The organism is Pseudomonas sp. PDM05 (assembly GCF_014851685.1).
GTDB lineage: Bacteria > Pseudomonadota > Gammaproteobacteria > Pseudomonadales > Pseudomonadaceae > Aquipseudomonas.
This window is the reverse complement of record NZ_JACVAC010000009.1, coordinates 108,359-119,875: the sequence shown is the minus strand read 5'-3', so window position 1 is coordinate 119,875 and position 11,517 is coordinate 108,359. Positions and strand designations below refer to the sequence as shown.

At 58.7% G+C, this 11,517-nt stretch carries 9 protein-coding genes; 2 read left to right on the top strand and 7 right to left on the bottom strand.

What is annotated here, in order from left to right:
- Positions 1–16: 16 nt before the first annotated feature.
- The gene (locus IB241_RS18475; RefSeq protein ID WP_192299663.1) at positions 17–4,735 is read left to right on the top strand and encodes a dermonecrotic toxin domain-containing protein; all 4,719 of its coding nucleotides are present in this window, start codon (positions 17–19) and stop codon (positions 4,733–4,735) included.
- Here IB241_RS18475 and IB241_RS18470 read toward each other — a convergent pair whose 3' ends face one another.
- Positions 4,736–4,996 (bottom strand): hypothetical protein, encoded by a 261-nt coding sequence (locus tag IB241_RS18470; protein ID WP_010210845.1) that lies wholly within the window; start codon positions 4,994–4,996, stop codon positions 4,736–4,738. It lies immediately after the preceding gene.
- 346 nt (positions 4,997–5,342) lie between these two features.
- Here IB241_RS18470 and IB241_RS18465 point away from each other — a divergent pair, with 346 nt between their 5' ends.
- Positions 5,343–6,668, top strand: coding sequence for a sigma-54 dependent transcriptional regulator (locus IB241_RS18465; RefSeq protein ID WP_192299662.1), 1,326 nt, complete (start codon positions 5,343–5,345; stop codon positions 6,666–6,668).
- A 64-nt stretch (positions 6,669–6,732) separates the two neighbouring features.
- On the opposite strand, the gene IB241_RS18460 is transcribed toward IB241_RS18465, so the two are convergent.
- From IB241_RS18460 to IB241_RS18435, 6 genes are all read right to left on the bottom strand, one after another.
- A complete protein-coding gene (locus tag IB241_RS18460; protein WP_192299661.1) occupies positions 6,733–8,037 on the bottom strand; it encodes an autotransporter outer membrane beta-barrel domain-containing protein in 1,305 nt (434 codons plus the stop codon).
- Between the two features lie 49 nt (positions 8,038–8,086).
- Positions 8,087–8,833, bottom strand: coding sequence for a hypothetical protein (locus IB241_RS18455; RefSeq protein ID WP_192299660.1), 747 nt, complete (start codon positions 8,831–8,833; stop codon positions 8,087–8,089).
- A gap of 39 nt (positions 8,834–8,872) precedes the next feature.
- The gene (locus IB241_RS18450) at positions 8,873–9,553 is read right to left on the bottom strand and encodes a C39 family peptidase (RefSeq protein ID WP_192299659.1); all 681 of its coding nucleotides are present in this window, start codon (positions 9,551–9,553) and stop codon (positions 8,873–8,875) included.
- Between the two features lie 61 nt (positions 9,554–9,614).
- Complete coding sequence (locus IB241_RS18445; RefSeq protein ID WP_192299658.1) at positions 9,615–10,364, bottom strand: hypothetical protein; 750 nt, start codon at positions 10,362–10,364, stop codon at positions 9,615–9,617.
- A gap of 67 nt (positions 10,365–10,431) precedes the next feature.
- On the bottom strand, positions 10,432–10,983 hold the full coding sequence (locus IB241_RS18440) for an adhesin (protein ID WP_192299657.1): 552 nt from the start codon (positions 10,981–10,983) through the stop codon (positions 10,432–10,434).
- On the bottom strand, positions 10,980–11,414 hold the full coding sequence (locus IB241_RS18435) for a hypothetical protein (protein WP_192299770.1): 435 nt from the start codon (positions 11,412–11,414) through the stop codon (positions 10,980–10,982). Before IB241_RS18435 ends, IB241_RS18440 begins: the two co-directional genes overlap by 4 nt.
- Positions 11,415–11,517 lie beyond the last annotated feature (103 nt).

Sequence of the window (11,517 nt, the reverse complement as noted above, 5' to 3'; positions counted from 1 at the left end):
GACAAGGAGTCGTCCCGTGGCCACGCACGCATCCTCTGCCCTCAATGGGCTCTCGCTGTACCCGATACAACAAATCAGGCGCCATTTTCTTTCCTGCCCCACGCTGCAAGAAGTGGCAATTGCCGTCTTGCAGCAAAGCTTGGGCAATCAATATCGGTGGTTGGTTATCAACCCGTCTCACCCGGTGCTGCTGGAGCCGGTCTACGTCTTTGACGGCAAGGCCTTCAAGCTGGCCGGCCACAACAGCCTGACATTGGTCGATGCGTTGATCGAACGATGTGCCACCGGGACATTCGTCGACTATTCCGACGGGACGTTCCTGGCACAAAGTGCGGAGCCGAATTCACCGCTTCCACTGCATGTCAAAAGCAGTGACGTGGAAGCCGTGATCAATGAGCGTGGCCCGCAGTTGCTCGAGCGCTATCAAGAGGCATTGGTCAACTATTGGATGGAATCAGGCACCCACGGCAAGGCGCGCTTTCTGTGGTTGGCGGATACGCTCAAGAATGCGCTGCTGGTTGCGTCAGGTCGCTCGGGCATCACGGGCGAGCAATTGGATATGGTGATCAGCGTGGTCAGCGATCCTGAGCTGACCAATGGCACCAAGGCCTACATTGTTGACCAGTGGGGTGAGTCTGGGGCGATCAACCTGGAAATGCTGCGCGGGCTGGTACTGGTCAAAGAGGACGAACACGCTCCCTGTGTGTTGTTGTTTACGCTGTCCAGGGGGATTCAGGTCTTCGAATCCCTGGAAAAACTGGGTGAGTGGCTGGTCAACCTGTTGACGGATATCGCCCCCGGCAAACACATGCAATGGCGGCTTAACCAGCCCAAAGGCAACATCTTCCATAGTTTCAGCCTGACCTTCCTGGCCAAGCAGTTGGCAGATATCGGTACGGTTCTGCCACAGGTGCGGCGCTATCCAAGTGAGCGCCGCGTGCTGGAGCGGGCCCTGCGCGTGATTACCAGTGATTTTGACAGTACGCCCATTGATTCGACGCGCTTGGCTCGGCTGCGTGCAGCGTTGCCTACATGGCTGGTGCAGGCAGATCCTCAGCGGCAAATGGAGATGGCCCAATACGCCATGGAACTGGCAAGAGCCGTCAGCCAGCCCGGTTGGAAGCCGTTTGACGAGGGCATTCCTTCCCTGAATGATTTCGCCGACCAGGCGCTGGCGGCGCAGTGGGCCAAGGACTATCCGGATAAGCCGCCGCTGCGGCCTGGGCAGATCAACGTCAGGATGAGCGTTGACGCGCCTGGGCAACCGCCGGCGCAAAAGCCGTTCTGGCATGTGCCGCCGTTGCTCAAAGATGCGGTGTGGAGCTTGCCGGGATTCGCCTTGCTGGGGCTCGTTGGCGTTGATACCAAACAGTTGGAACTGATCCTGGGTGACCATGACGCCCAGCCGGTCTGGTTGACCCCCGAGCAGGCTGTCACGCTGATCAACCGCGCGAATATCAGCGGCACCTATGGTCAATTGTTTGCGCAGACATTCAAGAACCCGGAGGAACTCGCCTGGCGCAAGGCCCGCTTCATCGAACAGCAGCGCCTGCAATTGCCGATGCTCGCGCTGGAATACCACCTCAAGTTCCCCCAGGCGTTCTCGCGTTGGGCCTATGACGCTGTTGTTGCTGTGCTGCGGCCGGCCGTGACGGCGCGCCGTGTCGACGGCCAGCCTATCGTGTTGCGGCCCCTGGCATTCAAGATCGGCGATGGCCCGGTGGACCGGGTGCGCAACCTGTTTGTCATTGGTCCGCGGGATGTTCATGCAGGGCCGCATGTCCTGTACCGACCCATGGCGCAGGTGAAACTGATCGAGTTCCCGGTTTGGGATGCCATCCTCGCCTATATTCGCCGCCCCGGCCCCGTGCAGTACCAAGTGCTGGCCTGGTTGCCGGAGGATGCACGCGCTCGCTACCTAGTGCCGGGTGTGACGGTGCCGGGACCACAGGTCTTTCAGTCGGTGGATTTCAATGACAGCCTGTGGACCGATGCTGCGCTCACCCAGTCCCGGGAGGAGGTCGAAGGCGACTATCTGGAGCACCTGTTCAACAGTGCTGTTGCCGCCATGTCCAGCCTGCCGGGAGCGCAGTCGGTGGATGCAATGGCTGGATTCTGGGATTGGGTGCGGCGCTTCTTCGGCCTGGGCCTGATGTTGCTGCTGTCAGCATATGGCGGGCCTCTGGGCGGGGCGGCAGGTTGGCTGTTGGTGGCATGGTCGGCCACCCAGGATATCTACCGGCTCGCCACCGATACCGCCCATAGTTCCACGTCGAGCGTGATCAACTTGCTGCTCGACATTGGCTTGGTCTTGCTGAGTCGGGGGCGCGTTTCCCGACCCGCATCGGCACTGGGCGCTGCCGACACATTGATCGAAATGGCCGACGGTGCCGATGTGGAAGCGTCCATCGAGATGAACTGGTACGAACCGCCGCAAGTTCTGCTTGAGGGAGGGGCTTCCACCAAGGCGTCCCAGGTGCAATTGCCCGCCGAACAAGGCTCCTCGTTGCTGGCGCGCGGCGACTGGGCGCTGGAGCAGACTTGGAGCGGTCTGTACAACCGGCTTTCGGTCATTCGCCAGGCTGAACTGGCGTTGTACAAGGTCCGTATGCTGCCCTACGCGCAGCGTATTCACACCGGCTCTCATCGTGGTTTGTACAGCGCCAATGGCAACCTTTACGTCGACATGGAGGGTGATTGGTTCAAAGTTGAAGACCATGCCGGGGTTTTCCGGATTGTGAACGACGACATGGCCGGGCGTCAGGGGCCGCAAATCCGGTCTACCGGCGCCGGGCTATGGAGCTTCGTTGCTGAGCCGAGCCAGCCTGAGGATCTTCAGCTGGCGTTGAAACAGGAGCAGTGGCGTCTGTTTCAACTCAAGGACGACGAACGGCAGCGGCTGGATCTGGATGCGGAATACAGCCGATTGTCGATGATGTTTGATGCTCAAGTCCTTACAGATCCTGAAACCCTGCAAGGCATCACGCATCGGTATCTCGAGCCGGGTAGTCGAGAGTTGCTCGATGAAGAGTTGTTCAAGGCCGATGTGACTCACTGGTGTGCAATCACCTTGATGGACGCGTTGACCCGCCGCCGACAACGGGTGCTGGTGCGGGATTTCAACGCATTGTCCAACAAGTTTTCCGCCGGCGCGGTGAGGGCGCGACGAAACCAGGCAGTGCTTTACAGTGGCAAGCGAAGCTTGATGTTGATGGACCACCAACTCCAGAGCGCCTCATTCGATGCACCCAACCTGACTGCCGTGGTTTTGACGCCTGCGACCTTGCGTAGCGTTGCGGCGAAGTTGCCGGACTACGCGGCATTGCAACAGAAGGCCATCGACGCAGTGCTCGATGCCGAGCAACGATTCGAAGAGATGAAACGCCATGGACGCATCGCCGATACCTCGGTAGCGGCGTTGCAGTCCGGTGCCTGGGTCGGGCGTAGAAACTCGCTAAAGTGGCAGGAACTGCAACTTCGGACGTTGGCGCTACTGTGCTTCGATGCCAGCGCGGCGTGTTTTAGTGACGCCACATTGGACCTGATCCAGGACGTCACATCGTTATGCAGTCTGAAGCTGATGACTTGGCGCGAGCTGCTCACTCCCGGTCATTTCAACCTGAGCCAGCAGGTGCAGGTGTTGAACGATGTGCTGGACGCGCTGGCCCTGGCCTCCGGCCGGTTGTCCTATCAACTGGATCGGCCTCCCCGCTACATCAAGAGCTGGGCGTTGGGCAACTACCGCAGTTTTGTGCGCGATTTGCTGCAGGTCGCCGAGCAGGATCTGATTGATGTTTATCATCGGTACGAGGCCGCCAGGATCCAGGATGTTAACGCGGTGCTCGCGAGCGGCTCAAAGCGCATCATTGACGATGTTCTTGTCGGTCGAGTGATAGGCAACCGTCGCAGTGTCGTGGAGGAGGGTGAAGTACAAGCCTATGTCGACGTGTTTGAACCCTTTGACCACCGCAGTATCTGGACTTTCAAGCAGCAAGGTACGCAGGAGGAACCGATGTGGCGGGAAGTGCCTGCGCCGCTTGTGAAGGCTGCGGATGAGCTTGCTGCCCATGAGCAACTGGCGAATATCGGCGGTGAAGCCAATCGCTTGTGGCGCGGCGCGGGAAACCAGTTTACCCAGCTCCTCCAGATGGAGGCATTCGCTCGGTTCTCACCACGACTGGTGCGCAGAGAGTGGTTGAACTATGCGAACAAGATGGTCCGGCAACGAGATTTGCTGATCGATGCACTGAAAGTACCTGCTGACTCGCCGAAGCATCAGGAACTACTGGAGTTTTTCAAAAACACACCCAGTGCCCTGTATGACGAAGTCATACGCTTTCAGGAGCAGGCGTCGCTGGCCCGTAATCGCATGATCCTTCACGGGGCCCCCACCTCGGAGGGCCTTTTGACGTTGTACAAGGCGTGGTTGATCGACGTGGTGGAAATGGACAGCCATGACCCGTTGATTCGCCCATTTGTGGTGCGGGAGCGTTCCTCAGGGCGCGAACTCTGGTTTGCACGTTTTTTCTATGAAGATCAGAGTGCGCGCAACATTGGTTACCACTTTTCCCGAGGACTGCTACTTCGATATGCTGATCGAAATGCCAGCTACCACAAGTTGAAACAACGCACCTCGAACAACCAGCTTCTGATCAATGTTTTACGTTCCAACATTGATCGAGAAGTTGCCGAAACGGTGTTCTTTGGCGAGGACGTCAACCCCGCCGACCAGTAATTACTTCGGCATGGCCCAGGACTGAAGCTGATAGCCACTTTTGTCGAGTTCGGCGCGAGCTTGCAACAGCAGGTCTTCCAGTTGCGCCGGGTCGGTATAGGCGCTGGACGACAGCTGCTTGCTGCCGATACGCGTGTTGGTGCGGTCGATGACGCTCAGGCTGAGGGCGCCATTGCCGTCATGCCAGGCCACGCATTGAAAGGGTTGGAAGGCACGGTCTGCGATCAAAAGAGCTTCGTTGATGCGGAGCGGGGCGTTCATGTGGGTCGTCTCTCTAAATGCCCAATCAAGTGGAGTGCCGTCGGTTGGGCGGGCCGTACGGCGAGTTACTTGTACTGATGCACGATGGCGGGGTACGGGTCACATGTTAGTGTAAGAAAAATCCAACTTTCGTGATGAGTGTCATGTAAGCGGCTGTTTTGAAAGCCCAATGAAAGTTTTCCGGGGTGGTAACTTTTTAGCCGTTGGCGTTGGGGGGCTGGCTTTTTGCCAACACTTATAGCGAAACGGTACAAGGCGCGCGTCAATATCTTGCTACTGTTGCTATCGGAAGCCACAAACCATTGTTTCTAAATAACTTTAACAATTTTGGCGTCAAGGAATAGTCATGGTTGTTACACCTGTGCAACGTCGCTTGCTGGTGGTTGACCCTTGTGAGGATTGTCATGGGTTGTTGCCCGGTTTACGAACGGCCGGGTGGGAGGTCGACAGCTGTGCCCTGGAAGCCGTCGGAGACCGCTCGTGTGATGTCGGCTTGCTGCGTTTGCAGCCTTATCACCTGGAGCGGCCCGAGGCAGTCAAGGAGCTGATCAGTCGCAGCGGCACTGAATGGATCGCCGTGCTCAGCCAGGACGTGCTGCGCCTGCAAAACGTCGGTGATTTTGTCTGCGAATGGTTTTTCGACTTCCATACCTTGCCTTTCGACGTGGCCAGGGTGCAGGTCACGCTGGGGCGCGCGTTTGGCATGGCGCGGTTGCGTGGTCAGGCCACCACCCCGGTGGACGGGCCTGAACATGAGCTGCTGGGTGACAGCCGTCCCATACGCGAGTTGCGCAAATTGCTCGCCAAGCTGGCGCCCACGGAGTCTCCGGTGCTGATCCGCGGCGACAGCGGCACAGGCAAGGAACTCGCGGCCAAGACCCTGCACCGTCAATCCCAACGTCACGCCAAACCGTTTGTCGCGATAAATTGCGGGGCGATCCCGGAGCACCTGATCCAGTCCGAGTTGTTCGGGCACGAGAAAGGTGCGTTCACCGGCGCCCATCAACGCAAGGTCGGGCGCATCGAAGCCGCGAATGGCGGCACGCTGTTTCTCGATGAGATCGGTGATTTGCCGATGGAACTGCAAGCCAACCTGCTGCGTTTTCTCCAGGAAAAACAGATCGAACGTGTCGGCGGCAGCCAGCCCATCCCCGTGGATGTGCGGGTCTTGGCCGCTACCCACGTCGACCTGGAGGCGGCGGTGGAGAAGGGCACTTTCCGCGAAGACTTGTATTACCGGCTCAACGTTCTGCAAGTGGTGACCGCGCCATTGCGCGAACGCCACGGTGATGTGCCGATGCTGGCCAACCATTTTTCCCGGTTCTACAGCCAGGAAACCGGACGCCGCCCGCGCAGCTTCAGCGAAAACGCGTTGGTCGCACTGGGCCAGCACCCATGGCCGGGCAATGTGCGCGAGTTGGCCAACCGCGTGCGACGCGGCCTGGTACTGGCCGAAGGGCGCCAGATCGAAGCCGCTGATCTGGGATTGCAAAGCGAGCAGGCAATTGTTTCACCGATGGCTACACTGGAGGACTACAAGCACCGCGCCGAACATCAGGCGCTGTGCGATGTGCTCAACCGGCACAGCGACAACCTAAGTGTCGCCGCCCGTGTGCTGGGGGTTTCCCGGCCGACGTTCTACCGGTTGCTGCACAAACACCAGATCCGCTAGGGCGGGTAAACGAAAAGCCCCGCAACGACCCTTATCGTTGCGGGGCTTTTTTTGTCGTGAGCGGTCAGAAGTAGTACGGGAATTTCAGGCTGAACGTAAAGTCCGGTGCATCATCCGTCATGCCGATTGCCAGGTTCGGCACGATCGTCAGGTTATCCGACGCAGCAATCGTCATCCCCACGTTGAAGTAGCCGGCGTTGGCATCGCTGGACACCACCGACTGCCAGTCTCCACCGTTGGGCTTGAGCCTGCTCTTGCGCTGGATCAGGTCGGAGACCGAGAACGACATACTCATCTTCTCGTTCAACGCAAACGCTACGCCAACCCCGAGTTGGAAGCTGTCGCCAAGGCTGACCTTGCCGCCGACTTTCTGATTGACGTCACTGCTGATGTCGTCAAACGAGCCCTGGAAGTTGTGGGTGTAGGACAACGAGCCAAACAACACGGCTGGGTCGAAGGTCTTGACCAGGGAAATGCCCGGCGTAACCGACCAGACACCGTTACCCGTCGGCAGGTTCTCCGGCACATACAGGTTGTCGTTGTTGGCCGACTTGACCAGCTTGATCCCGAACGGCTCTTTGCCCGTAGGCGCCTTGACCCGCAACGACACCACCGCATCCGGCAGGCTGGGCGTTTCGTCGAGGAATTTGTAGGCCACGCCGAAGTTGACGTCACCGATGGTTGGGTCGCGGGTCACCGACTCTTCCGACGTGGCGGTGGCATTGTTGCCTGCGCCGGCCGACTGATAAGTCGACTCGCGGTACACCACAGGTACGTTTATGTCGAACTGCCAACGGTTGTCGACGTTGTAGCGCCCGGTCAGGTCCAGCGTCCAGTTGTCGGCCTTGATCCGGTCCAGGTTGATATTGCCGAGGAAGATCGAGTCCAGCGCCAGGAAACCGTTGAGGGTCAACTGGCGCGCATCGTAACGTGCATAGGTGACACCGGTTTCAAAGCTGAACTTGCCATTGCCAAAGAAGCCACTGGCTTCGTTGTAGAGGTTGCTCACACTTTGTGCGGGCGCCGAATCGTCCTTGAGCGACTGGCCATAGGAACTGCCACCGCCGCCCGCGCCACCGGATGCGGCTGCCGCGCCCGTGCCTGCCACGGTAGCGCCGCTGGCTTTCTGGAAGTCCGCAGGGGACTTGGCCAGGCGCCTCGGTGCCGGTGTGGCCGGCTGATCCTCCACTTGGCGTACGCGCTGTTCGAGCACGGCCAGGGCTTTTTGTTGCACTTCGTACCGCTGTTTAAGTTGCAGAAGCTCCTGTTTGAGGGTCTCGATATCGGCATCTGGCGCCGCATACAAAACGGATGCGGGCAAGAGCGTACTTAAGCAGACCACCGCACGTAGCGATAACGATCGATGCATGAAAAAGCCGTCCTTTTCTGAATGCTAAAGTGTCGAGGGTCAGCGTAGTTCAATAACCGAGCGTGCGTAGGCCTTTGAGTTGTTCAAGATTGCAGTTCAAGGCTGGGTTGTTCAGGCTGTTATTGTTCATCACGACGTTAAGTTGGGTCATGTTGTTGACGAAGTTGGTATTGCCGGTCAGTACCGTGCCTTGCAGCACAGTGCCGCCACCAATACTCTGGAGGCTGTTGCCCTGGTTGTGATTGGCCTGGATCGCCATCTGCAAGCCGCCATTGTTGGCCGAGACGCTCACCTGACCGGCTGCACTGGCCCCTGTCACCGTGCCGCCCGCCGCCAGTACTTGCCCGGATTGCGCCATGTTGGCGGGGGCGAAGCCGTTGTCGCTGATGGTGATGCCGACGTTGTTGTAGGCGGTGTTGCCATCACCTGCCGAGCGTACGCTCTGCGTCACGCCTTGGCCGCTGCCCAGGCCAGCGCCGCCGGTTACCGTGCCGGTGCCGGTGTTCTGGTTGGTACCCGTGCCCGACGAGCCAGTGGTTTGCACATAAAATTGCGGGGTAATGGTGGTTTTGTCGATCTGCATGCTGGCCTTGCCGGTGATGGTGTCACCGATGGCGTTGGTCCAGGTGCTGCTCATGACAATGCCAAAGCTGATGATTCGCCCTGGCATCACATAACGGCCGCGAAGTTCGGACATCTCCGAATCCTTCAGTTCAATAGGCTTGAACCCCGATGAAGCATAAGCGGGCATTGAGGCTGCCAGGCACATGACCGTCAGCCAACGGTAAGTGTTCATCTTTTGCTCCTGGAGCGTCCTGCTCCTTATTGCGCTTCGTTAAAAGAAGTCGCTTTGGATGAAACCGAAGTCCATCAGCTCGGCGTCGCCGACAGGCCTGAACTCATTCAACTGGTTCTTGGCGGTCAGCGGCAGGGGCGGGTCGAGCAAGACGTTGGCCTTGTCGTAACCTTCGCCCAGTACGGCGAAGACGATGCCGTTCCAGCCTTTGACGAAGTCGTCGTGTGAGTAGCGTTTGTGGCCCAGTACCGGGTCGCCGATGTAGACCCAGTCCTTGTCGGCCCGCTGCATCACCACAAAGTGCTTGTAGCCACGAATTTCCAGCAGGACCACCACGGGGATCTTCACGGTCACCAGGGTCTCTGGTGCAATTTTGTAGCCCCGCGCACGCATGCCGATGCTTTCGAGGTAGCGCTTCATGTCCAGCATCGAAAAGCCCTGGGTGCGGACCAGATCCTGGTCGGCGTTGACCAGCATGCCTTTGATGACGTGATCTTCGTCTACGTCGAGCCAATAGCCCTGGCGCAGGATGGTGGCGAGTGCCGCGGCACCGCAGCTGAAATCGGTTTTCTGTTCCACCAGGTTGGCGAACCGGCGCTCACGGATGCTCTCGACCTTCTTGAAGATGACTGCACCGCCAGGCATGGCGGAAATCGCCATGTTGCCTGCCCAGGCTGGGCCGGTGAGCAACATCAGGAGGGTGAGGGTCGCGAGGCGCATGATCGTATGACCTGTTGGACACTGGAATAAAAAAGGGCCTTGTTTCCAAGGCCCCGTTGCATCAGAAGCGCACGCCGCTTTGGCAGACGCTGCAACCTTGGCCAACAGACAGGCTGTTGCTGCCTTGGTTACCCGCACCCGATTGCAGGTTCACACCCACGTTGCCGGAGTTGCGGTTGATCGAGTTGTCGGCACTGGAGTTGTTAGATACGTATTGAGCCTTGTTGCCCCAACCGTACCCGTGGCTGGTAGCGGCAGCATTGAGGTAGTTGTTGCCGAGCGAGTTTTGCTCGGTGTTGGCAGCCGCAGCGATGTTTTTGCCATCAGCTGTGGTGATTGCCAGGTTGTTTTTGCCTTGGTTGCCTTGGCCGGACTGACCGTTGTAGCCCACGTTGCCGGAGTTATGGTTAACGGCGTTGTCCAGCGAGGTGTTGTTTTGCGTGCCTTTGTTGACGAAGTTGTTCAACCCGCTGTTTTGGTTCACATCGACTACAGCGAACACGGTGGCAAAGTCACCTTTGGCACTGGAGATCGCGCCAGAGTTGTCTGCTTGGTTGCCGCTGCCAGCCTGGACGTTAACCCCGACGTTACCGCTGTTGTCGTTTACCGAGTTATCGGCAGAGGCGTTGTTTTCGGTCTTGGTGTCGTCAAACTTGTTACCGATGCTGTTTTGCACATCGGTCACCACGGAGGCAACCACGCCAGTGGGTTGCGGAGCTGGGTGCCAGCCACCACCACCTGCTTGAGCAGCTGCTGCCATCAGTGCGGCGAGAGCGAAAACCATTGGTTTCAGAGCCATTTGAGGTTTCATGGTGTTTCTCCTTGCTTCTAATTAGTTGGTTAAGTGTTGGTACGGTCTAACTAGTGCTATCAAGCAGTTACTTGATAGTGATGCCCAGGGTGTTAGCCACTCGGTTCCCCACCCCGGCACTCTGGTTCACCTGTATCACTCCTCGGCTGCCGGTGAAGGCCTGGTCGCTTGTCACGACCTGGCGGCTGCCAGTGGTGGGGGTGAGCCCTGAGTCGGTCGCCAGCGTCGTGGTGTTCTGTTGCACCAGGACGCTGTCGTCGATGCTTTGCGGGGCAGGGTTTACGCTGATCCGCACGGCATTGACTTGTTGGTTATTGGCCCCGGCCGACTGGTTGACGCCCAGTACACCGTTGCCGTTGGTAAAAGAGTTGCCCTGAATCGCCGCCTTGGCGTTCGTGGACGGGTCGACGCTGCCATCCGTTCTCTGGATATTGAGCGTGCTGGCCTGGCCACCGAGCGTGATCGCCCGGTTGTTGGCCTGTTGCTGCTGATTACCGGCCGCTTGGTTGACCGATAAGTTGCCGGTGTAGTCGGTGCCGCTGTTGTTGATCACGGCGCTGTTGTCGGCCATGGCGCAGGCGCTGCCCAGCAGCGCGAGAAGGAGCAGGGAACGGTTCATTGTTTGCCCCCCAGCATGTTGCCGAGATTGTTCAAGGGCGCCATGCCGCGCTGGATCGAATCGCTGATCTGCCCGCCCATGCTGCTACCCGAGCCGTGGCCGGAGGAGGCGCCGGCGCCGAGGGTGGACATGCTGTTCTGCGTCGCACTGACACCGGAGAAATTGCCGGTTGGCTGCAGTGCCGTGCGAGTGATGCCCAAGCCGCTGTTGACGCCGCCAAAGTCACGGTCAGTCAATTCGCCGGACATGGCGTTCAGGATGTCTTTACTGGGATTGGCATTCGCCGTGTTGGGATACGGATCGGGCCCGAAGGACGCGCGGCCATACATGTGCGCCTGGACGTCGCGGCCGGTCACGATCACACCGTCACCCGCATAGCTCGGAACACTGATACCAACGCTGAGTACACAGCTGATCAGCAGAACGTTCATCGAACCTTGAGTGAATGTGATCACGGCGATATTCCTTGTTCTTCGCGCTGACCCTAAACAGCGCTGTAAGGGATAGAGCAGAAGCCGTGCCGCTTTTTAATTG

Coding starts and splice junctions, on each gene's coding strand:
- IB241_RS18470 (WP_010210845.1), bottom strand. CDS start 4,996: ATGAACGCCCCGCTCCGCATCAACGAAGCTCTTTTGATCGCAGACCGT.
- IB241_RS18465 (WP_192299662.1), top strand. CDS start 5,343: ATGGTTGTTACACCTGTGCAACGTCGCTTGCTGGTGGTTGACCCTTGT.
- IB241_RS18460 (WP_192299661.1), bottom strand. CDS start 8,037: ATGCATCGATCGTTATCGCTACGTGCGGTGGTCTGCTTAAGTACGCTC.
- IB241_RS18455 (WP_192299660.1), bottom strand. CDS start 8,833: ATGAACACTTACCGTTGGCTGACGGTCATGTGCCTGGCAGCCTCAATG.
- IB241_RS18450 (WP_192299659.1), bottom strand. CDS start 9,553: ATGCGCCTCGCGACCCTCACCCTCCTGATGTTGCTCACCGGCCCAGCC.
- IB241_RS18445 (WP_192299658.1), bottom strand. CDS start 10,364: ATGAAACCTCAAATGGCTCTGAAACCAATGGTTTTCGCTCTCGCCGCA.
- IB241_RS18440 (WP_192299657.1), bottom strand. CDS start 10,983: ATGAACCGTTCCCTGCTCCTTCTCGCGCTGCTGGGCAGCGCCTGCGCC.
- IB241_RS18435 (WP_192299770.1), bottom strand. CDS start 11,414: ATGAACGTTCTGCTGATCAGCTGTGTACTCAGCGTTGGTATCAGTGTT.